This window comes from Fundidesulfovibrio magnetotacticus (assembly GCF_013019105.1).
Classification (GTDB): Bacteria; Desulfobacterota; Desulfovibrionia; order Desulfovibrionales; family Desulfovibrionaceae; genus Fundidesulfovibrio; species Fundidesulfovibrio magnetotacticus.
Window position 1 is genome coordinate 1 of the sequence record NZ_BLTE01000028.1, and the last position, 20550, is coordinate 20550.

Below are 20550 nucleotides of genomic sequence, written 5' to 3' on the forward strand. Positions count from 1 at the left end.
CCACGGGTTGATCCCACGCCGCTTGACGAGTTCAACGCCTTCAAGACAGGCGGGAGCGTAGGGGATGCGGCCCCGAAAGCCTACCCGCAGCAGACAGAGCAAGGCCCACGCGGAGCCGCCGTGCCCGCACTGCGTTCCGATTTGGGGGAGTCGGTCAAGCAGTTCGAGAGAGCTGGGCGTGGCGGGAGCGCTACAGTCGTCCGTCCCGCACGAAGCGCTCCACGATCCCGAAGGCGAACTCGTTGCCCCGGAAGTCCACGGCGCGCACGCGCTCGCGGCAGCCCTCCACACGGGACTCGAATCCGGCCATGGCCGTCTCGTCGAGCTTGTGCATGTCCAGGTGCAGGCCGTAGCCCAGCTTCTCCAGGTAGAAGGCGTTGAGCCACTGCTCGAAGGCCCCCTTCACGGGCAGGGAGACGATGGGCTTGCCGTAGAAAAGGGCCTCGCTCATGAGGGTGTGGCCGCCCCCGCAGATCACGTAGGCGCAGGAGGCCATGTCGGCCAGCAGTCCGTCTTCGCTGAACTTCTTGAAGGTCAGGTTGCCCTCGCGGGCCTCGCGGTTGTAGCCGTAGACGATCACCGGACGCCCCAGGGTCTGGAGCAGCGGCACGAAGCGCGGACAGATGGAGCAGCTCTGGTACACCAGGATGTGCTCGCCCACCGTCGCCTCGTGCTCGAACACCTTCTCCCGGTGGATGGGCGGCGAGATGGCCCGCTGCGCGCCGGGCTTCAAGGGCGGCTGGTAGAAGCTGATGACCAGGTGCGCCGTGGAGTTGGAGAAGAGCCTGTCCACGGAGAAGGACGTGCTCGCGAGGTCCCACCAGACGGCGCGGGGCAGCTGGTGCTCGCAGAGGGTGATGACGTGCTGGTGGTCCAGGGAGAGGCAGGGCACGCCCGCGCGTCTGGCCGCGATGGGCACGAAGTATTCGTAGTCCGAGAGGCAGACGTCGGGCTTGAAGTCCTCGATGAGCCTGCCCAGGCGGGCCAGTTCGCTGCCCCTGCGGGCGAAGGTCTTCACGGCCAGGGCCACGGTGGCGGGCAGGTCCAGGGCGTAGTTCTTGTAGCGCGTGCCGGGGTTGAGCACGGTCTCCACGCGGTGGCCGCGCCGCAGGATCCCGGCGGCCTCCTCGCTGGTGACGAAAAGGAACTCGTGCTGCGGGAAGGCCCTTGCCAGGGTGAGCGCTCGGATGGCGTGGCCGTGCTGGGAGCCGTGGACGCCGTAGAGGATGCGGGCCATCAGGACACGTCCGGCTTGTTGTGGGCCAGCCACAGTTGGAGCACCAGCAGGGTCCACAGCTCCTTGCGGCGGTCTCGCCGTCCCGAGTCGTGCTCGTGGACGAGTCCGCGCACGGTCTTGGGGTCGAAGAGGCCTTGTCGCCGCAGGTGGTCCTCGCCCAGAAGCTCTTCCACCAGGGGCTTGAGCTTGTCGCGCAGCCAGCGGGCCACGGGGATGAGGAACCCGCGCTTGTTGCGCGTGCGGATCTCCTCGGGCAGCAGATGCGCCAGGGCCTTCTTGAGGAGGTATTTGCGGGAGAGGCCCCGGAGCTTCATGTGCGTGGGCAGGCGGCAGGCGAACTCGGCCACGTCGCGGTCCAGGAAGGGGGCGCGGGCCTCCAGGGAGTGCATCATGGTGCAGCGGTCCACCTTCACCAGGATGTAGTCCAGCAGGTACTGGCGGCAGTAGGCGTGGAAGAGGCGGTCCAGGTCCGCGGACGCGCTCGAGCGGTCGAAGGTGCGCCGCGTGGAGGCGAAGAGCTGGGGCGCGTCCAGCCCCAGGGGGGCGGGGTCGCGCCAGAGTTGGCGCTGCAGCTCGGGGTGCAGGGCGGTGAGCCAGTCCTGCACGCGCAGCCAGGGGGCCTGACGCGCGCCGTGCAGGAAGGTGGCCGCGCCCAGGCGCAGGTTCACGTAGCCGTCCGAGGCCGGGAGCGCGGCGCAGGCGGGATCGACCACGAAGCGGCGCACGGGGCGGGGCAGGGCGTTGTAGAGCCTGGCGGCCTGGAAGCCCTGGAAGTGCTCGTAGCCCGCGAAGAGTTCGTCCGCGCCGTCGCCGCCCAGGGCCACGGTGACCTCCTGGCGCGTCACCTTGGAGAGCAGGTACGTGGGGGCGATGGAGGGGTCTGCCATGGGCTCGTCGAAACGGGTGACGATCTCGGGGAGCAGTCCCGCGCAGTCTTCCGCCGAGAGGATGTGCTCGTGGTGCTCGGTGTCCCACATGCGGGCCACGCTGCGGGCGTAGGCGGACTCGTCGTAGCTGGCCTCGCGGAAGCCGATGGAGAAGGTTTTGATGCGCGGAGCCTGCCCGGCCATGAGCGCGGCCACCAGGGAGGAGTCGATGCCGCCGGAGAGGAACACGCCCAGGGGCACGTCGGAGATCATGCGCCGTTTCACGGCCTGGGCCATCAGTCGTTCCAGCTCCCGGCCCAGCTCCGCCTCGGAGGCGCGGGCGGGCTCGGGCGCGGGGAGCGACCAGTAGCGGCCCAGGGTGACGCGGCCCTCGCGCAGTTCCAGCCAGTGGGAGGGCGGGAGCTTCTTCACCTGGCGGTAGATGGACTCCGGCGAGGGGACGTATTCGTAGGCCAGGAAGCGGGCCAGGGTGGCGGCTTCCACGTCCAGGCGCAGTCCCGGCACGCGGCGCAGGGCCGAAGACTCGGAGGCGAAGGCGAAAAGCCCGTTCTGGAGCGTGTAGAAGAAGGGCTTCTTGCCGAAGCGGTCGCGGGCGCAGAAGAGCGTGCGCTCGCGGCGGTCCCAGAGGGCGAAGGCGAACATGCCCTCGAAGCGCTCCAGACAGCGCGGCCCCCACTGGAGCCATCCGGCCAGGATCACCTCGGTGTCGGAGCAGGTGCGGAAGGCGTGGCCCAGGGCTTCGAGCGCGGCGCGGATCTCGCGGTAGTTGTAGATTTCGCCGTTGAAGGTCACGGCCAGGCGGCCGTGGGCGTCCTCCATGGGTTGGGCGCCGGTGGAGAGGTCGATGATGGAGAGACGGCGATGTCCCAGTGCGGCGGGTCCGTCGCGCCAGTGGCCGCAGCCGTCTGGTCCCCGGTGGGCCATGGAGGCGGTCATGGCCTGGAGGGATTCCATGGCCTCGGGCGGGAGGGGCCGGCCGAGGGAGTCCACCAGCCCGGCGATGCCGCACACGGCCTAGGGCTCCTGCCCGGCAGGCGGGCTGGTGTGGGCGCGGAAGAGCTCGTAGAGGCTGTGGGCGTTGACCTCGGGATCGAACATTTCGCGCACGAGGCGTTGTCCGGCTTCGGCCATGGCCAACGCGCCGTCGCGGTCGGCGGCCATGGCGCGGATGGCTTCGGCCAGGCCCTCGGGGTCGCGCTGGGGGGCGATGAGACCGGTCTCGCCGTGACGGATCACTTCCGGGATGCCGCAGACGTCCGTGGCCACCACGGGGAGTCGGCGGGAGAGGGCCTCCATGATCACGTTGGGGATGCCGTCGCGGTCGCCCGAGGCGTGCACGACGCTGGGCACCACCATGATGTCCTGGGAGGCCATGAGCCAGGCGGTCTCGTCGTGGGAGAGGAAGCCCGGCATGCACACCGCGTCCTCCAGGCCAAGGCGCTTGCGCAGGGCCTTGAGCAGGGGGTCCTGGAAGCCGGAGCCCACCAGGGTGAGCCGAAAGGGGAAGCCCTGGCGCTTGAGCAGGGCGCAGGCGCGCAGGAGCACGTCGAAGCCCTTGGTGCGCGCGAAGCGGCCCACGGCCAGGAGCTTGCAGGGCGGCGTCATGTCCGCGGCAGCTAGGCCGTGGTCCCTGAAGGTGAGGCTGTTGTAGACGAGGTGGATCTTGTCCTCGTGGCCCGGGGCCTGGGAGGCCAGGTAGCCCTTGTTGGCCAGGTTGTTCACGCGCACGAAGAGCGCGTCGCGAATTTTTTCGGCCAGCGCGCCGTCGGGGGGGTAGATGTCTCCCGCGCGTCCGGCCATGGAATAGGGCACGCCCGTGAGCTGCGAGGCCACCCATGCGGCGGTGGCTGGGCCGCCAGCCCAGGGGGCGTGGATGTGGTCCACTGCGTCGCGCTGGAGAAGCCGGGCCAGGCGGAATCCCGCCAGGAAGGCCCAGAGGCTCTCGGCCGTCACCTCCAGGCTGCACCAGCGGCGCAGGAGCATGCGCCGGGCCAGGTCCCTGAACACGCCCGGGCGGCGCTTGTTCCACCAGAGCACGTCGCGCAGGATGAGCGGTAGGGCGAAGAGGCCCATGCGGCGTACGCCGTAGGAATAGTCGATCATTTCGGGGGAGAGGTTCCGGAGCTTCTTGCCGTAGAGACTGTAGGCCAGCACGTGCAGTCCCAGGCGGCGCAACGCCCGGACTTCCCGGAAGATGAAGGTCTCCGAGGAGAGGGGGAACCAGAGCAGGACGTAGGCGATTTTGGGCAGATTCAAGGTGCGGCCTCGCAGGGGAAACGCCGTTGGCGTTTGGGGGTTCTATTCCAGGCTGGGCACGGTGTAAAGCGCCGGGCGCAAGGGCGCAGGAAGGCCTTGACAAGGGGCGCGATGTATCTCAACGGTGGTAAGGTCACGCGAAGCGGCGTCGCACGATCCGGCATTCCACAACCGTCCAGCCAGAGGCCTCCATGAGTCAGACGAACATTCTGCTTGAGTCAGGGACAAACGAGCTCGAAATCGTTGAGTTCTTCATCGACGAGGAGACCGAGGACGGCGGAAATTACCGCAGCTATTTCGGGGTGAACGTCGCCAAGGTTCTGGAAATCATTCGCAAGCCCAAGGTGACGGAGATGCCCTCCACGCCGCATCCCGCCGTGAAGGGCACGTTCAACCTGCGCTCGCGCATCATCCCGCTCATCGACCTCTCCATCTGGCTGGGCAAGGTGATGGTGCGCAACGAGGCCCCCAAGGTGATCGTGAGCGAGTTCAACAACATCACCAACGCCTTTCTGGTGTCGGGCGTAACGCGCATCCACCGCCTGAGCTGGGAACAGGTGGAGCCGCCCAGCGGCTACGTGGCCAGCTTCTCCTCCAACAGCTTCACGGGCGTGGTGAAATTCGAAGACCGCATCGTGCTGCTTCTGGACATGGAAAAGATCATCTGGGACCTGAACCCCAGCCTGGCCATGCGCGAGGAGCCCGATGAGGAGGCCCGCGTGGAGGCCACCGACGAGATCGCCTACCGCGCCCTGGTGGTGGACGATTCGGGCTCCATCCGCAAGCTCATCGTGAACACCCTCCTGCGCGACGGCTACGAGGTGGAGCAGGACATCAACGGCCAGCAGGCCTGGGAGCGCCTGGTGCGGCACAAGCAGCGCGCGCAGGACGAGGGCATCGACATCCTGGAACTGGTGAATCTGGTGGTCACCGACATTGAGATGCCCGCCATGGACGGCCACAACCTCTGCAAGCGCATCAAGGACGACCCCGTGCTGCGCGACATCCCGGTGATTCTCTTCAGCTCGCTCATCAACGAGAAACTTTTCCACAAGGGCACGTCCGTGGGCGCGGACGACCAGATCACCAAGCCCGAGATCACCACGCTCACGCAGCGCTCCAAGGCGCTCATCGAGCAGAAGGGCCGCCCCCGGCCGCGTTCCCGGTAAGGGGCGTCTTGCCCGGCGGCGCGAGCGCGTGTAAGGGATGCGTTCCGCGCGCGGAGGGATGGCCGAGCGGTTTAAGGCGGTGGTCTTGAAAACCACTGGCGGGGCAACCTGTCCGGGGGTTCGAATCCCTCTCCCTCCGCCACATGACGATTCAGGGAAGTCCGAGAAAGTCCGAAAACCCCTGAAAATATTACGAGGCTGGGCTAGCGATAGTCCAGCCTCATCCAGTTCTGTCCATCGACAGCCGGACACCTGCCGAACTCGACCGGACAACACGTGGTCGGATCGGGGTTCGGCCCCGGAGGTCGCATGGCGCTGCCATCGCCCCGGATTTGTTCGACGGGCTGGCGGCCGTCGTCCACCACGATGCCCAGGGAGGACACGGTGGTCATCTGGGAAGAGAACTGTCCGTAGAGCACCTGGATGTCCAGAAACATCACCGCTACCCCACCGGCGCTGGTGCGGTCCTCGAAGGATTCCAGAGCCACTACGTCCCTGAAACGGGCCTTGAACGCGTTGTCGAGGGCCTGGGTAATCAGGGCCGGGTCGGCGTCGGGAATGATGCCTGGCGAGGCCGAAGGGCTCCGGCCATGGCGCGCGGGTCGCCGGCGAACTTCATGGCGGAGCGCCGCGGCTTTCAACGGCCCTTCGTCCCGGCCGTCACGCCTGCCGGTCAAAGAAGTCGGGGCCATCGGTTCGCTAGGCGGGATGCATGACATTTTCGTGTAGGGTTTCTTTACATTCGCCATGAATTCCATTTGCAGCATGTTCTAACCATGGGGAATCATGCGACACTGGAAGTTGCACGGTGCTTGCATAAAGATTACGAGCGCGTAATGCTCATTCCAGGAATAGGGGGGGCTTGGGGCCTCCGCCTGGTCGTTCGTGCTTTGGTTGCATTTCGCGCATACGGAGTGTCCTGTGTTCCCTCTGGAGCGGCGCGGCATCATGGCTGGGCGCGTGGTTCACGAGCACGAAAGATGGTCCGGGTGAAAGGAACGATTTGCGGTGGCCATGTCCGCGACACGCTCCCTGGGCCATGCGCAATGCTCCCCGTGGGCCTTGCCTGCGGCGTGGAGAACCGCATGGCCCGCGAAACGGGCCAGTCGCCTACAGGGGCTTCAGCGGCGAAACGGGTTCTGGATGGACGCACGGGATACGCCGTATAGAGACGCTTGATTTGCGGTTCGTGTCTTGAATGGCTGTAAGAGCTGCGTACTAACCCGCTGGGCAAGGCGACAGGAGGGAGCCATGGATGAGCGTCGTTATTACAACCGCGTGCCTGTGTCCTATCATGCGAACGGATATGATTGCACAATAAACATCGAGGGCAAGCTCTATTCCGCGAGGCTGATGGACATCAGTCAGGGCGGGGCGAAGCTGGAAGTCGGTGATCTTTATGGCGGTGATGCCTACAAGATGGATGGCGCCATCATCGACGACTATTACGAACAACCCTATCTGGCGGGGAAATATTATACCGTGGCATGGCACAAGGATGAGTACATAGGCATTTCGTTTTCCGAGCCGCTTTCGAGGAGCTACGACGCGCTCTACGATTACTACGCCGCGACGGCTTAGCCAGGGCAGCGCACCCCAGGGCCATCCGGTTCGGTCCAGGTTCGCGGTCATCCCCGGCATCCCTCGAAGGCTTTGAACGCGTCCGGCCGGTGCGGGAAGTGGACAGATGAGCCTTTTCGGGACGACGATGAACCTTGGCCTTCGGTCAGCTGACCGATACGGCCCGCGCGCCGCATCCGCCAGAAGGAGAAGGCGGGGGCCTTGGCCCCCGCCTTTTTCAATCTCTCGTCAGCCTCCCCGGTGAAGCCCGCGAAGCAATCGCGGGTCCAGGGGGATCATCCCCCTGGCGGGAGAGGCCAGAGAGGGCAGCGCCCTCTATGGCCGCCGGAGGCCTTTTGGACTAGCACTTCCCGCCGGCGCCGCCTTCGTTCACCACGTCCTTCTGGACCTCGTAGATCTCGCGCAGGATGCGGGGCACGTCGTAGGTGATCTTCCAGTCGGGGTAGTGCTCCTCGAACTTCTTCAGGCCCGAGACCCACCAGATGTGGTCGCCGATGCGGTTGGTCTCGTCGTATTCGTAGTTCATCTTCTTGCCGGTGATCTCTTCGCAGAGGTCGATGGCTTCGGCCATGGAGCAGTTGGAGTAGCGGCCGCCGCCGATGTTGTACACTTCGGCCACGCGGGGCTTCTCGAAGAAGTGCCAGAGGGAGTTCACCAGGTCGTAGCTATGGATGTTGTCGCGGACCTGCTTGCCCTTGTAGCCGTAGATGAAATACTTCTTGCCGGTGATGCAGCAGCGCATCAGGTAGGAGAGGAACCCGTGCAGCTTGGTGCCGGAGTGGGCCGGGCCGGTGAGGCAACCGCCGCGGAACACGCCGGTGTTCAGGCCGAAGTAGCGGCCGTATTCCTGCACCACCACGTCGGCCGCCACCTTGGACGCGCCGAAGAGGCTGTGCTTGGTCTGGTCGATGGACATGGTCTCGTCGATGCCGCCTTCCCACTTGTGGCCCTTTTCGATCTCGAAGCGCTTCTCCAGCTCCACAAGGGGCAGGTAGTTGGGCGTGTCGCCGTAGACCTTGTTGGTGGAGGTGAAGATGAACACGCCCTCGGGGCAGTGCTGGCGGAAGTTCTCCATCATCACCAGGGTGCCGTTGGCGTTGACGGTGAAGTCCATGTAGGGGTCGGAGGCGGCCCAGTCGTGGGAGGGCTGGGCGGCGCAGTGGATCACGGCCTTGATGGACTTGCCGTAGCGGCCGTAGATCTTGGAGATGGCGTCGTGGTCGCGGATGTCGGCGTCGTAGTGGGTGTAGCTCTTGAGGTCGCCCTCCAGACGCTGGCGGTTCCACTCGGTGGAGGCGTCCTCGCCGAAGAAGGTCTTGCGCAGGTTGTTGTCGATGCCCACGACGTCGAAACCCTTGTCCGCAAAGAAGCGGACGGTTTCCGAACCGATCAGGCCGGCCGAGCCGGTGACGATGGCGACTGACATGTGAAAGCTCCTTAAGAGCGGGGGCGCTGCCCCCGAACCCCCGCCAGGGCTCTGCCCTGGACCCGGCAGGGCGCTGCCCTGCACCCGCCAGGGGGATGATCCCCCTGGACCCGCAAAGGGGGGCGGTTGTTAACGTTTCAGTTTGTCCAACAGATACGAAAGTCCCACGAGAAATCGAAGAAAATACATGCCGAAGGTCAGGCGGGGATGCGAAAGCAGCCTGCGCCAGCGGCCGTTCTCCAGGAACACGCCGAAAAAGCGGTAGAACGCCCCGAACTGGCGGCGGATGTCCGCGTCCCCGGCGGGCCACTTGGCGATATAGGCTTCAAAGGACCCGCCGTAATAGGTTTTTTTGGTCAGGTAGCGCCAGAGGTCGAAGGCCGCCTCGTTGTGGAAGAGCAGCGGCCTGTCGTCGCGCGAGAGAGCCTCGTACCCGGCGAGGCGCGCCGCCAGCTCCGGGCCGGAGTCCTGAGCGGGGGCCTTTGCCGCGCCCGCGCGGGGCGTTTCGGGCCCAAGTCCCGCGCCTGCGCGGGGCGTTCCGGGGAGGCTCCGCACGTAGGCGTCCACCCGGTCGAAATCGTAGGTGGAGAGAAGGCCCACCCTGGCCGAGGCGCGCATGCGCTTGTCGAAGTCCCAGTCCTCGGGGCCGGTGAGGCTTTCGTCGAAGCCGCCCGCCTGGTCGAAGGCCCGGCGTGTGAAGGCGCGCACGCAGTCGATGACCGTGGCGTCGTAGAAGCTGCGTTCGAAGCGGCGCACCGTGGGAAAAAAGCCCCGGCCCAGCACGATTTCCGGGATGTAGAGCGCGTCGTATCCCTGGCGGAGCATGGCCACGCTGCGCTCGAGCACGGAGGCGGAGAGGATCATGTCGGCGTCGAGAAAGACGAGCACGTCGCCGGTGGCCTGGGCGAAGCCGAAGTTGCGCTGGGCGCTGCGCTCGGGGCCCTTGTCGAACACCTTGTCCGTGTAGCGCCGGGCGATGGCTTGCGTATCGTCGGTGGAGGCGTTGTCCACCACGATGATTTCCACGAGCTCGGCCGGATAGCCCTGGGCCTTCACGGATTCCAGGCAGTTGCCGATGTTGCGGGCTTCGTTGCGGGTGGTGACCACCACGGAAACGCGATCAAGGGTCATAAACGGTATGTCGCTCTTTTGATTGCTGCCTGAAAAACACAAACCCCCATTGAGGGGGTCCGGGGGGAATCATTCCCCCCGGCGGGTCCAGGGCGGCGCCCTGGCGGGGTTCGGGGCGGCGCCCCGACGTGGTGCGGGGCAGCGCCCCGCCTTACTTCTTACACTCGGCGCAGCCCTTGCGGGTGTTCAGCAGGTGGCCGATGAGCTTCCCTGCGGCCCGGTAGAAGAAGGCGATGTCGTCCATACTTCTGATGGAGAGTATCTTGCGCAGGATGAACGCCGGGGTCAGGGCGGCCTTATACAGTTCGTTCTTGAATTGCAACACGTCTTCGTTGGTCAGCGGGGAGCGCCAGACGCTCTGGCGCATGTCGTAGTCGTCCCAGTCCTCGGTGAGGAGCCAGCCCTGGGCCTTGGCCTCGGCGAAGAGGGGGGTGCCGGGGTAGGGCACCACGATGGTGGCCTGGAGCGTGTCCAGCACGCCGGAGACGAACATGCGCTTGGCGAAGTCGATGGTGGCGCGGGCGTCCTCGCGGGTCTCCCAGGGGTAGCCCACCATGGTGGTGATGTGCGGGGAGAGCCCTGCCTTCTTGCACATGCGCAGGGTTTCCTCGATCTGGGCCACCTTGATGCCCTTGACCAGCCTGTCCAGGGTGGTCTGCACCACGGACTCCAGGCCGATGAGGATGAAGCGGAAGTTGGCGGCCTTCAGGAGATGCCATTGCTCCTGGCTGAGCGCGCCCACGCGCATGTTGCAGCCCATCACCACCTTCTTGTGCAGGCCGCGCTTCACCATGCCGCGGCAGAAGTCTTCCAGCCACTGGCCTTTGGGGAAGCATCCCGAGTCGTCGAAGATTTCCTTCACGCCCATGGCCGCCAGCATCTCGATTTCGTCCAGGTGGCGCTCCACGGAGACGGTGCGGTAGTTGCGGCCGGGATAGAGGGTGGTCCAGGAGCAGAAGGTGCACTTGCCCCACCAGCAGTCGCGCCCGGCGTAGACGTAGGTGCCGGGGGTGTGCTTGAAGTTGCCGTTCTTGTAGGCGTAGAGCTCCCAGCGGGTGAGGGCGCGGTCGATGTGGGGGAGCTTTTCCAGGTCGTGTTCCAGGGAGGCGGGGCCGGTGTCCTTGATCTCGCCGTTCTCGCGGAACCAGACGCCGCCGGGCAGGGCGGGGGTCTTGCCGTCCAGGTGGTCGGCCAGGTCGGCCAGGATGAAGTCGAAGTCGCCGCCGGCGATCACGAAGTCGGCGGGGCAGTTCTCCATGGATTCGCGCGGCAGGGCCGTGACGTGGTCGCCCATGAGGGCCACCTTCGTGCCGGGCAGCTCGCGCTTGAGCTCTTCCACGATTTTCCAATGGCGCTTGATCACCGGGGTTTTGGACTCCATGGCGATCAGTTCCGGCTTTTCGCGTTTGATGCGGTCCAGCCAGGCGGCGTAGGTCATCTCCTCGGCGATGCCGTCGTCCCAGAAGACGCGGTGGCCGCGCTCCTGGCAGAGGCTGGCCGCGTAGGAGGGCACCATGGGGTAGATGTAGGTGGGGTTGGTGAACCACTGAAACTGGCGGTTCTGGGACAAAAGGGCCACGCCCTTGGAGGATTCCAGGGGAGGATAGGAGATGGAGAGCTTCATCTATCTGCCGAGGGTGCTCTTGAGATCGTTGGTGAACCAGCCGCGCAGGAAGCGCCAGCCGTACCAGAGGTGCGTGAGCACGATGTAGGGCACGGCGGCCAGGGTGACGTCCAGGGGTTCGCGGCGCGCGATGTCCACCGCAGCCACGAGGAGGGCCAGGCAGTAGAGCTTCACGCCCGCCCACCAGACGGAGCAGGGCAGGAGCACGGCCCCCACCGTGAGGAAGAGCAGCAGGAGCGAGGGCATGAAGTAGGGCAGGCGGCGGGAGGTGCCGGGGAAGTTGCGGGCGAAGAAGCCCCGGTGCGCGCCGTAGTTGCCCACCTGGCGCAGATGCTTGCAGAGGCCCTCGCGGCGGTGGTGCCACACGAGCATCTCGGGCAGGTAGAGGATCCTGCCGCCGGTTTTGGCGATCAGGTCCATGCAGAACTTGGTGTCCTCGCCGGGCCAGAACTCGTTGCCGAAGCCGCCAGCGGCGAGGAAGGCCTCGCGGCGCACCATGAGGTTCACGGTGGGCCAGTCGTCCACGAAGCGCCTGGGGGGCAGGGGCAAGTAGCGCTGGGGGAAGCCGCCGGAGAGGCGCGAGAGGAACACCGCGCCCGAGGCCCTGGCGAAGAAGGGGTCGGAGGCGGGGGTCTGGGCGGGGCCGCCCACGGCCACCACGGTCTGGTCGCGTTCGAAGGCCTCGCGGGCGTAGGTGAGCCAGTAGGGCTCGGGGTAGGCGTCGTCGTCGATGAAGGCCAGGTACTGGCCCTGCGCGGCCTGGGCGCCCATGTCGCGCTTGACGGCGGGGCTCACGGGGCCGGTGGGCAGCACGCTCACGCCGGGGCGGGCGTAGACGCCTTTGGGCTCGGGCATGGGCTCGTCGGGCAGCAGGATGACCTCGTAGCGGGTCTCCTGGAGCTCGAAGATGTGCGCCAGGCACTCCTCCACGAGCAGGCCCGGGGCCTTGAAGGGGATGATGATGGAGAAAAGCGGCGTGTCGGACATGGACTACTCCCAGCGTCCCGCGCGTTCGCGGATGATGTAAAGCGGCCGTTGCACCACCTCGGTGTGGATGTGGCCGATGTAGAGCGACACCATCCCCAGGCCGCAGAGCACGATGCCGATGAGGAAGGTGTTGAAGACGGTGAAGAAGGCCATGGGGGTGTAGTTGGCCCCCCAGAGCACGTTGCCTGCGGACATGAAGGCCAGGCAGCACAGGGCCACGCCGATGATCGTCAGGCCCAGGTAGCCGGTGAAGCGCAGGGGCAGGAGCGAGAAGGAGGTGAAGCTGTTCACGGCCAGGTTGAAGAGCTTCTTGAAGGAGTAGCCCACCTGCCCGGTGTCGCGTGCCGGGGCCACGAAGGGGATGTAGGTCTTCTTGAAACCCATCCAGTCGATGAGGCCGCGGAACATGCGCGTGCGCTCGGTGAACTGGAGCAGCGTGCGCACCACCTTGCGGTCCAGGAGTCGGAAGTCCGTGCTGGAGGGGGGGATGTCCAGGTCGGAGTAGCGGGTCATCACCCAGTAGAAGGCCTTGGAGCCGAACTTCTTCATGGGCGAGTAGTCGGCCACGGCCTCGCGCACGGTGGCCACGATCTCGTAGCCCTCCTCCCATTTGGCGGTCAGGGTGGGGATGAGTTCCGGCGGGTGCTGGAGGTCGGCGTCCAGGCAGATGACGGCGTCCACGTCGGGGCAGAGCTCCACCCCGGCGGTGAGGGCCATTTCCTTGCCGAAGTTGCGCGAGAGCATGAGGCCCTTGACCTTGGGGTCGCGCGCGGCGATCTCGCGGATTTTGGGCCAGGAGTGGTCGCGGCTGCCGTCGTCCACGAGGATGAGCTGCCAGTCGTAGGGCAGGGCGTTCATGACGGCGCTCACGCGGGCGTGGAGCGCGTCGAGGCCCTGGGCCTCGTTGTACACGGGCACCACGACGGCCAGGGATTTCCGGGAAGTTTGGGACATGAGGATCCGAATGGCTCGTCCGGGGCGGAAGGCAGGCCTTCCGCCCCGTGTGCGTTATTGGCGTTTGAGGAACCAGTCGAAGTATTCGATGGTTTTCTTGAGGCCGTCGGCCAGCTTGATGGTGGGCTCCCAGCCCATGACGGACTTGGCCAGGGTGATGTCGGGCTTGCGCTGCCTGGGGTCGTCCGAGGGCAGGGGGCGGTATTCGATCTTGGACTTGGAGCCGGTGTATTCGATCACCAGCTGGGCCAGTTCCAAGATGGTGAACTCGCCGGGGTTGCCCAGGTTCACGGGGCCGGTGAACTCGTCGGGGGTCTTCATGGAGCGCACGAAGCCATCAATGAGGTCGTCCACGTAGCAGAAGGAGCGGGTCTGCTGGCCCTCGCCGTAGACGGTGAGGGGCTGGCCCTGCAGGGCCTGGACGATGAAGTTGGAGACCACGCGGCCGTCGTTGGGGTGCATGCGCGGGCCGTAGGTGTTGAAGATGCGCACCACCTTGATCTTCAGGTTGTGCTGGCGGCGGTAGTCGAAGAAGAGGGTCTCGGCGCAGCGCTTGCCTTCGTCGTAGCAGGAGCGGAAGCCGATGGGGTTCACGTTGCCCCAGTAGGACTCGGGCTGCGGGTGCACGGAGGGGTCGCCGTAGACCTCGGAGGTGGAGGCCTGCATGATCTTGGCCTTCACGCGCTTGGCCAGGCCCAGCATGTTGATGGCGCCGTGCACGCTGGTCTTGGTGGTCTGCACGGGGTCGAACTGGTAGTGGATGGGCGAGGCCGGGCAGGCCAGGTTGTAGATCTCGTCCACCTCGATGTAGAGGGGGAAGGTGACGTCGTGGCGCAGGAGCTCGAAGCTGGGATTGTCCCGCAGGTGCTGGATGTTGAGCTTGGTGCCGGTGAAGTAGTTGTCCATGCACACCACTTCGCAGCCTTCGGCGAGCAGACGCTCGCAGAGGTGGGAACCAAGGAAGCCCGCGCCGCCGGTGACGAGCACACGTTTGTTCAGATGCATGCCGGATGGTCCTTTCTGGATGGGTATGAAACGGTCCTTGCCGGGGGGCTGTAAACCGCTTTGAGGCGAAAGTAAATCAGGTTCGGGGAGCTTGTGCGCCTGCCAGGGCGCGAAGTCCCAGGTAGACGCCGGGCAGGCCCGTGACCAGCCCGAAGAGCCCCAGGGCCGAGAGGGCTCCCGGCAGGGCGGGGCGGTGCCCGGCAAGGTTCGCGCTCCAGGCGGTCCACAGCTCCCAGAGCCCGCCCGCCAGCAGGGCCAGCCCGGCCCCGGCGCGCACCCAGGGGTTGGCCGTCGCGCGCCTGAGAAGCCCCAGCCCGGGGACCTCGCTGCCCACGCGTCCCGCGCCCTTCACCAGGGCCAGCAGGGCGTCCAGCAGGGGGGCCGCGCCGAAAAGGGCCGCCCCCGAGGCGCTGTTGAGCGCGGGCAGGCCCGAGGCCGCCAGGTCGCCCAGGTCGGCCAGCCCGGCGGCCATGAGGATCACGCCCATGGCCAGGTCCGCCGCGCGGCAGTGGGCCAGGGCGTCCAGCCAGGCCAGGGCGGGCCGCGCGCTCAGGCCCGCGACGGCCTTGTCGGCAAGTTCCAGGCCCAGGAAGATGCCCGGCAGGGAGCGCAGGGCCATGGCCAGGCCCACGGTGGCCGCCGCGTGGGGCAGCATGGGCCCCTGGTTGGGCATGTGCCGGGCGATGATCTCGCGCAGCTCCGCGAACCCGGCCGCCAGGAGGATCAGGCCCACGGCCAGTTCCAGCCAGGGGGAATCGAGGGGGCTTGGGCGCGTGGGGTTCATGGCCGGGGGGTATTGGCCATCGGCCCGGGAATGTCAAACCCCGCCCGCGCGCCAGCCGGTACCCAGCCGGTGCCCTGCTGTCGTGGGTGTAAGTACTTGCCCATATTGGAGATACCCACTAGGCGGGAGCATGCCGCGCACGGCGTCGCGCGGCGAGGAGGTTTCATGAAGATCATGGCGTTCAACGGCAGTCCCCGGAAGCGATGGAACACGGCCATGCTCCTGGAGGCCGTGCTGGAGGGAGCGGCCGAGGCGGGCGCGCAGACCGAGCTGGTCCACCTCTACGGGCTGGACTACAAGGGCTGCACGAGCTGCTTCGAGTGCAAGAAGCTGGGCGGAAAGAGCTACGGGCGCTGCGCCATGCAGGACGAATTGCGTCCCGTGCTGGAGCGCGCCGCCGGGGCGGATGGCCTGGTGGCGGGCTCCCCGGTGTACTTCGGGGCCGAGACGGGCGAGTGCCGCTCCTTCCTGGAGCGGCTGCTGTTTCCGTACCTCACCTACACGCCGGGCTACGCCACGCTTTTTCCCCGCAAGATCCCCACGGCCCTGGTCTATACCATGAACATCCCGGAGCACGCCCTGGAGAAGTGGGGCTACACGGTGTTCATGGAGCGCATGCGGGGCGTGATGGAGCGCACTCTCGGCGCCTGCGAGCTGCTGCTCAGCGCCGACACCCTCCAGTTCGACGACTACGAAAAGTACCTCTGTACGGTGTTCGACGCCCAGGCCAAGGCCAAACGGCGCGAGGAGGTCTTCCCGCAAGACCTGGAGCGCGCCCGCGCCCTGGGACGCAGGATGGCGGGGGGATGAGGCCTGGGCCTGGCTCGCCCGGTCCCTGGCCACGGCAGGCCAGACGCGCGGATGTCCCCGGATTCGCCCGGGCAGCGCTTGGCTCCGGCTTACGCGCCCGCCGGGCCGGGAGGGCCGTCGGGCGGCGCCGGGTCGTCCTGCTTGCGCTCTTCAACGGAGGGCGTCGCCCCCTCGCTGGGCGCTAGCGGCCTGAGCACGTCGGCCTCCCCAGGCAGGCGGAAGCTCTTGCGCAGGCGCGAGAGGCGCAGGAGCGCGGCCTCGCTCACGTGCTGGCCCCTGGCCATGATGAGCGTGCCCGCCTCGTCGCGCAGGTCCGCGTCCAGGACCATGCCCTCGCGCAGGCGGTCCAGGGGCAGGCGCTCGGGCAGGTAGCCCGATTCTTCGAAGAGCGCCTCCAGCACGGCGCGCAGGGCCTGGGGCTCTCGCATTTCCCAACGCTGGCGCAGGGAGTCGGCGGCGCGGCGCTTGTCCCGGCCCTGGGCCAGGAGGTCTTCGAGGTCCAGGCAAAGGGCCAGCAGGGCCGCCTCGGGCGTGGGGCACTCCCCGCCCAGGCGGCAATCGCCCTGGCGGCTGATGAGCTCCGTGACCTCCCCCATGCGGGGGATCTGCCCCAGGAGCGCCGCCGCCACCGAGGGGTGCATGTCGTAGACGGCCTGCTGCTCGTCCGTGAGGGGGTCCCCCCGGAAGCGGCGCAGCACGATCTCCTGGGGCACGGCCACCAGCCCCACCTGGGAGAGCATGCCCGCCAGCTCCAGACGCCATGAGGGCGCAAGGCCCATGCGCCGGGCCGCCGCCAGGGCCAGGCTCTTCACGCGTTCTCCCCGGCCGAAGGCCTCGGGGCTCACCAGGCCCAGCACGTCCAGGAGCACCTTCACGCAGCCGCGCAGCGTGCCCCGCAGGAGTTCCTTCTCCGCCGTGACCAGCCTGTGCTGCTCCACCCCGGCGTCCAGGGCGCGCACGAGCACATCGGGCGGGCAGGGCTTGGTGAAAAAACGGAAAACGTGGCCCTCGTTCACGGCGGCCATGGCCGCGTCCAGGTCGCCGTGGCCGGTGAGCATGATGCGGGTCGTGTCCGGGGCCAGCTCCCTGGCGCGCTCCAGGAAACGGATGCCGTCCATGCCGGGCATGCGCAGGTCGCTGAGGACCACGGCGAAGGGACCGCATTCGCGCAGGGCGTAGAGCCCGTCCTCGGGGCCCTGGGCCAGGGAGAGGTCGTAGCGGCGGCAGAGGGTGCGGCGCAGGGCGTCCAGAAGGCAGCGGTCGTCGTCCACGGCCAGGATTCTAGGGTTCATTGACGGGTCCTTCCCGGAGCACGCAGGCGGCGATCCCGCGCCAGTCCTCCAGGCGGTGGGCATGGCCCGAGGCCTCCAGGGCGGGGAGCCGCCACCTGTCGCGCTCGTAGCGCTGGTTGACCACGCGCAGCTCGTGGTCCAGGGCGTTGGCGGCGTGGACGATGGCCGCGGCCAGGGGCGTGTGTTCCGGCTCCCCGGCAAGGGCGTGGTGGGTGAAGATCCAGCGGATCATCTCCTCGGAGAAGCCCCAGAGGGAGAGCAGGTAGGCCCCCAGTTCGGCGTGGGTGCAGCCCAGGATGTCGCGCTCACAGGCCCACACGGCGCGGTTTTGCGCGCGGGAGGCCGTGAGAACCTCCCCGTAGAGGTCCGGCGCGTGGCACAGGAGCACGAGCTTGCCCACGTCGTGCAGGATGCCCGCCACGTAGAGGTCGTCCTGGCTGGACTGGGCGAAGCCTTCGGCACAGGCCAGGGCGCGGCAGACGTTGCCGGTGTTCAGGCAGTGCAGCCAGAGGCCCTCCAGGTCGTAGCCCTTGTGGCGCGCGGCGTCGAAGCTGGAGAAAAGGTGAACGGTGAGCACGAGCCCGGCGATCACGTCCAGGCCCAGGAGGTTGGCGGCGTGGGCCGGGCTGGAGACGCGGGTGCGCAGCCCGAAGAAGGCCGAGTTCACCAGCTTGAGCATGCTGGCCGAGAGCCCCATGTCCTGGGAGATCAGCGCGGCGATGCGGCCCATGTCCGGCTCCTGGGAGTGGAGTTCTGCCAGGATGCGCTGGTGGACCTCTGGCAGGGCGGGCAGGGTGTCCAGGCGGTGCACCAGCTCCTGCACGCGGGGGTTGGTGAGCACGCCGCGCAGGGCCAGCAGGCGCTCCAAGGTGCGCACGAGGGCTTCGGAATCCACGGGTTTGGCCAGGAACTGGTGGGCGTAGCGCGCGGCCTGGAGGGCCAGGGCGCGCCCCGAGTGTCCCGAGAGCACCAGCCGGATGATGCCCGGGTGGCGGGCGTGGACTTCTTCCAGGAAGCGGCCGCCGTCCATGCCGGGCATGAGCAGGTCGGTGACGAGCACGTCGTGGGGCTGGCTGTCCAGGGCCTGCATGGCCTCGGCGGCGCTGGAGCGGAACGAGACGTCCCATCGGCCGCGCTGGGGGTGGAGCATGCGGCGCAGGCCGTCCAGGACCTTGGATTCGTCGTCCACGAAGAGCAGACGCGGTTTCACGGGTCGTTCTCCGGGGTCTTGTCCAGGGGCAGGCGCACGGTGAAGCGGGTCCACTGGCCGGGCTGCGAGTCCACGGTGATGGAGCCCCCGTGCTTTTTCACCACGATGTCGTGGCACAGGGCCAGGCCCTGGCCGGTGCCCTTGCCCACCTCCTTGGTGGTGAAGAAGGGGTCGTAGACGCGGTGGATGTTGGCGGCGGGGATGCCGCAGCCCGTGTCCAGGACGCTCAGGGTCATCCAGCCGTCCTCGTTGCGGGTGGTCACGGTGATCCGGCCTTTTTCGCCGGTGTCGCGGTACTTGTCGGTGATGGCGTGGCTGGCGTTGACCAGCAGGTTCAGGAGCACCTGGTTGAAGTCGCCCGGGCGGCAGGGGATGTAGCGCAGCTCCGGGTCCAGGTCGAGGGTGATTTCCGCGTGGTATTTCCACTCGTTGCGGCTGATGACCGTGGCGTTCTCGATGGCCTTGGGCAGGTCGAGCAGGCCCATTTCCTCGCCGCCCGCGTGGGAGAAGCGCTTCATGGCCCCCACGATGCCCGCCACGCGGGCCACGCCCTCGCGCGACTGGGAGAGGGCGTTGGGGATCTCTTCCAGGAGGAAGTCCAGGTCCTCGTCGCGTTCCTGTCCGGCCAGGCGGTCGCCGAGGTCGGTGAAGGCTCCTTCCAGGAAGGTGAGGTTGTCCCCGATGTACTGGATGGGGGTGTTGATCTCGTGGGCGATGCCCGAGGCCAGCCCGCCCAGGGATTCCAGGCGCTGGGCCAGGGCCAGCTGGCGCTCCAGGGCCTTGCGCTCGCCCACGTCGAAGAGGATTTCGTAGTGGAGGGTCTGGCCCGAGCGGACGGCTGGCACCACGGTGCGCGAAACGGGGAGCGTGGTCCCGTCTGGGCGCTCGATGCGGTATTCCTCGTTGATGATCTCCGGGCCGTCCATGGGGCAGCAGTCGGCGGGGGCGTTGTCCGACTGCCTGATCCAGCGCAGCGCCGTGCAGGGGCTGCCCAGCAGCAGGTCCCGGGGCAGGCCCACGATGCCCAGGGCGATGTCGTTGGCGTCCAGCACGGTCCGCTCGCGGGGGTCCACCACCAGGATGCCCGCGCGGATGCCCCGCAGGATTTCCCGGAAGGTGTTCTCGCGTTCGGCCAGTTCGCTTTCCATGCGCTTGCGCAGGGTGATGTCCGTGAGCACGCCGATGGACCCGAGGCGCTGGCCCCGGCGGTTTTTGTAGCTGGAGCGTCGGAAGAGCACGTGGCGCGTTTTCCCCTGGGCCTGCACGGGGAACTCGGCGGGGTCGGCGTCCTCCTCGGGGAGCAGGGCGGGGTCTATGCCCAGCAGGTCGGGCAGGGTCTTTCCGGCGGCGTCCGGCTTGGCCAGGCCGAAGAACGCCGCGAAGGCGTTGTTGCAGCCGCTCACCAGTCCCTGGGGGTCGCTGTGGTAGAGGGGGGCGGGCGTGGCGTCCAGGATGCGCTGGAGCCGCCTGAGCTCGCGGCCGGCGCGGGCCTCCTCCTCGGCCTGGCGGCGCAGCACCATGGACCACACCCCCCGTGCGATGAGTTCCAGGTTCGTCACGTCGTCGGGCACGTAGTCGCCGTGCTTGTTGCCCACGCCGATCACCGCCGTGACGGCGTCGGCGTGGAAAACTGGGATGGTGAGGAAGTTGCGCAGGGGCACGTGGCCCTCGGGATACCCCTTCTTGCAGGGGTCGGGGGCCTGGAAGTCGTTGACCAGCACCGGGGCGCGGCGGCGCACGGCCTCGCCCCAGAGGCCGGTCTTGTCCAGCTCGTAGGTGGTCTGCTTCTCCGTGATGGAACAGGCCGCCATCACGGAGTCGGACCAGGCGTGGAGCGTGAAAAGACGCGTGCCCTCGTCGTAGAAATAGATGTAGCCCACGGCGCTCTTCGTGATGGCCAGGGTTTCGGCCAGGGCCTGGTCCAGAAGCTGGCCGAGGTCGGCCTCCGAGAGCCGGAAAAGCCTGATGAGCGCCTCCAGTGTGCGCCGCGCCTGGGATGCGGGGGACCAGGACGCGTCCGCGGTGGATGAGTGGCCTGCCATGGCCCTGCCTCCTTGCCGTGTGCGCGCGTCCCGCGTCGGCCGACGGTCATGAGGGGGACGAAGCGCGCGTTGGGGTGCCGGCGGACCCGCCGCCGGACGTTTCACCCCACTGATACCCCTCCCGGCGAGGGAGGACAACAGCGGAAAGGGACAAA

General features: G+C 67.3%; 17 protein-coding genes and 1 tRNA gene. 4 read left to right on the top strand and 14 right to left on the bottom strand.

The features are described 5' to 3' along the window. Positions 1-190: 190 nt before the first annotated feature. The 3 genes from NNJEOMEG_RS19295 to NNJEOMEG_RS19305 are packed head-to-tail and all read right to left on the bottom strand — an operon-like array spanning position 191 to position 4380. On the bottom strand, positions 191-1237 hold the full coding sequence (locus tag NNJEOMEG_RS19295) for a glycosyltransferase family protein (RefSeq protein ID WP_173087110.1): 1047 nt from the start codon (positions 1235-1237) through the stop codon (positions 191-193). Continuing rightward, complete coding sequence (gene asnB / locus NNJEOMEG_RS19300) at positions 1237-3135, bottom strand: asparagine synthase (glutamine-hydrolyzing) (protein ID WP_173087111.1); 1899 nt, start codon at positions 3133-3135, stop codon at positions 1237-1239. Before asnB ends, NNJEOMEG_RS19295 begins: the two co-directional genes overlap by 1 nt. A 3-nt stretch (positions 3136-3138) precedes the next feature. Next, on the bottom strand, positions 3139-4380 hold the full coding sequence (locus NNJEOMEG_RS19305) for a glycosyltransferase family 4 protein (protein WP_173087112.1): 1242 nt from the start codon (positions 4378-4380) through the stop codon (positions 3139-3141). A gap of 191 nt (positions 4381-4571) precedes the next feature. Between NNJEOMEG_RS19305 and NNJEOMEG_RS19310 the strand changes: the two genes are divergently transcribed. Together NNJEOMEG_RS19310 and NNJEOMEG_RS19315 are read left to right on the top strand one after the other, a co-directional pair. Continuing rightward, complete coding sequence (locus NNJEOMEG_RS19310) at positions 4572-5549, top strand: chemotaxis protein (RefSeq protein WP_173087113.1); 978 nt, start codon at positions 4572-4574, stop codon at positions 5547-5549. Positions 5550-5601: 52 nt separating this feature from the next. Beyond that, positions 5602-5691, top strand: a tRNA-Ser gene (locus NNJEOMEG_RS19315). A 61-nt stretch (positions 5692-5752) separates the two neighbouring features. Here the strand turns inward: NNJEOMEG_RS19315 and NNJEOMEG_RS19320 are convergent. Beyond that, positions 5753-6316 carry a hypothetical protein gene (locus tag NNJEOMEG_RS19320; protein ID WP_173087114.1) on the bottom strand — a complete coding sequence of 188 codons (564 nt, stop codon included), beginning with the start codon at positions 6314-6316 and terminating at the stop codon, positions 5753-5755. A gap of 484 nt (positions 6317-6800) precedes the next feature. On the opposite strand from NNJEOMEG_RS19320, the gene NNJEOMEG_RS19325 reads away from it, so the two are divergent. Next, complete coding sequence (locus NNJEOMEG_RS19325; RefSeq protein ID WP_173087115.1) at positions 6801-7130, top strand: PilZ domain-containing protein; 330 nt, start codon at positions 6801-6803, stop codon at positions 7128-7130. A gap of 340 nt (positions 7131-7470) precedes the next feature. On the opposite strand, the gene NNJEOMEG_RS19330 is transcribed toward NNJEOMEG_RS19325, so the two are convergent. The 7 genes from NNJEOMEG_RS19330 to NNJEOMEG_RS19360 form a co-directional block, all read right to left on the bottom strand. Continuing rightward, positions 7471-8556 (bottom strand): NAD-dependent epimerase/dehydratase family protein, encoded by a 1086-nt coding sequence (locus NNJEOMEG_RS19330; RefSeq protein WP_173087116.1) that lies wholly within the window; start codon positions 8554-8556, stop codon positions 7471-7473. Between the two features lie 129 nt (positions 8557-8685). Next, a complete protein-coding gene (locus NNJEOMEG_RS19335) occupies positions 8686-9687 on the bottom strand; it encodes a glycosyltransferase (RefSeq protein ID WP_173087117.1) in 1002 nt (333 codons plus the stop codon). A gap of 151 nt (positions 9688-9838) precedes the next feature. After that, positions 9839-11311 carry a B12-binding domain-containing radical SAM protein gene (locus NNJEOMEG_RS19340; RefSeq protein WP_173087118.1) on the bottom strand — a complete coding sequence of 491 codons (1473 nt, stop codon included), beginning with the start codon at positions 11309-11311 and terminating at the stop codon, positions 9839-9841. Beyond that, the gene (locus tag NNJEOMEG_RS19345; RefSeq protein ID WP_173087119.1) at positions 11312-12298 is read right to left on the bottom strand and encodes a glycosyltransferase; all 987 of its coding nucleotides are present in this window, start codon (positions 12296-12298) and stop codon (positions 11312-11314) included. 3 nt (positions 12299-12301) lie between these two features. After that, on the bottom strand, positions 12302-13252 hold the full coding sequence (locus NNJEOMEG_RS19350) for a glycosyltransferase family 2 protein (RefSeq protein WP_173087120.1): 951 nt from the start codon (positions 13250-13252) through the stop codon (positions 12302-12304). 54 nt (positions 13253-13306) lie between these two features. Next, positions 13307-14257, bottom strand: coding sequence for a UDP-glucuronic acid decarboxylase family protein (locus NNJEOMEG_RS19355; protein WP_173087121.1), 951 nt, complete (start codon positions 14255-14257; stop codon positions 13307-13309). A 76-nt stretch (positions 14258-14333) separates the two neighbouring features. Next, complete coding sequence (locus NNJEOMEG_RS19360) at positions 14334-15041, bottom strand: hypothetical protein (protein WP_173087122.1); 708 nt, start codon at positions 15039-15041, stop codon at positions 14334-14336. 165 nt (positions 15042-15206) lie between these two features. Between NNJEOMEG_RS19360 and NNJEOMEG_RS19365 the strand changes: the two genes are divergently transcribed. After that, positions 15207-15851, top strand: a complete 645-nt coding sequence (locus NNJEOMEG_RS19365; protein WP_173087123.1) for a flavodoxin family protein — start codon at positions 15207-15209, stop codon at positions 15849-15851. A gap of 89 nt (positions 15852-15940) precedes the next feature. Here NNJEOMEG_RS19365 and NNJEOMEG_RS19370 read toward each other — a convergent pair whose 3' ends face one another. Genes NNJEOMEG_RS19370 through NNJEOMEG_RS19380 form a run of 3 tightly spaced genes read right to left on the bottom strand, consistent with a single transcriptional unit; the run spans position 15941 to position 20395 of the window. Continuing rightward, positions 15941-17143: a response regulator gene (locus tag NNJEOMEG_RS19370; protein WP_173087124.1), complete on the bottom strand. Its 1203-nt coding sequence runs from the start codon at positions 17141-17143 to the stop codon at positions 15941-15943. Then, on the bottom strand, positions 17133-18353 hold the full coding sequence (locus NNJEOMEG_RS19375) for a response regulator (RefSeq protein WP_173087125.1): 1221 nt from the start codon (positions 18351-18353) through the stop codon (positions 17133-17135). The genes NNJEOMEG_RS19370 and NNJEOMEG_RS19375 overlap by 11 nt, the downstream gene beginning before the upstream one ends. Then, on the bottom strand, positions 18350-20395 hold the full coding sequence (locus NNJEOMEG_RS19380; protein ID WP_173087126.1) for a GAF domain-containing protein: 2046 nt from the start codon (positions 20393-20395) through the stop codon (positions 18350-18352). The genes NNJEOMEG_RS19375 and NNJEOMEG_RS19380 overlap by 4 nt, the downstream gene beginning before the upstream one ends. Positions 20396-20550: the final 155 nt, after the last annotated feature.

Coding starts and splice junctions, on each gene's coding strand:
- NNJEOMEG_RS19295 (WP_173087110.1), bottom strand. CDS start 1,237: ATGGCCCGCATCCTCTACGGCGTCCACGGCTCCCAGCACGGCCACGCC.
- NNJEOMEG_RS19310 (WP_173087113.1), top strand. CDS start 4,572: ATGAGTCAGACGAACATTCTGCTTGAGTCAGGGACAAACGAGCTCGAA.
- NNJEOMEG_RS19320 (WP_173087114.1), bottom strand. CDS start 6,316: ATGCTGCAAATGGAATTCATGGCGAATGTAAAGAAACCCTACACGAAA.
- NNJEOMEG_RS19325 (WP_173087115.1), top strand. CDS start 6,801: ATGGATGAGCGTCGTTATTACAACCGCGTGCCTGTGTCCTATCATGCG.
- NNJEOMEG_RS19330 (WP_173087116.1), bottom strand. CDS start 8,556: ATGTCAGTCGCCATCGTCACCGGCTCGGCCGGCCTGATCGGTTCGGAA.
- NNJEOMEG_RS19335 (WP_173087117.1), bottom strand. CDS start 9,687: ATGACCCTTGATCGCGTTTCCGTGGTGGTCACCACCCGCAACGAAGCC.
- NNJEOMEG_RS19340 (WP_173087118.1), bottom strand. CDS start 11,311: ATGAAGCTCTCCATCTCCTATCCTCCCCTGGAATCCTCCAAGGGCGTG.
- NNJEOMEG_RS19345 (WP_173087119.1), bottom strand. CDS start 12,298: ATGTCCGACACGCCGCTTTTCTCCATCATCATCCCCTTCAAGGCCCCG.
- NNJEOMEG_RS19350 (WP_173087120.1), bottom strand. CDS start 13,252: ATGTCCCAAACTTCCCGGAAATCCCTGGCCGTCGTGGTGCCCGTGTAC.
- NNJEOMEG_RS19355 (WP_173087121.1), bottom strand. CDS start 14,257: ATGCATCTGAACAAACGTGTGCTCGTCACCGGCGGCGCGGGCTTCCTT.
- NNJEOMEG_RS19360 (WP_173087122.1), bottom strand. CDS start 15,041: ATGAACCCCACGCGCCCAAGCCCCCTCGATTCCCCCTGGCTGGAACTG.
- NNJEOMEG_RS19365 (WP_173087123.1), top strand. CDS start 15,207: ATGAAGATCATGGCGTTCAACGGCAGTCCCCGGAAGCGATGGAACACG.
- NNJEOMEG_RS19370 (WP_173087124.1), bottom strand. CDS start 17,143: ATGAACCCTAGAATCCTGGCCGTGGACGACGACCGCTGCCTTCTGGAC.
- NNJEOMEG_RS19380 (WP_173087126.1), bottom strand. CDS start 20,395: ATGGCAGGCCACTCATCCACCGCGGACGCGTCCTGGTCCCCCGCATCC.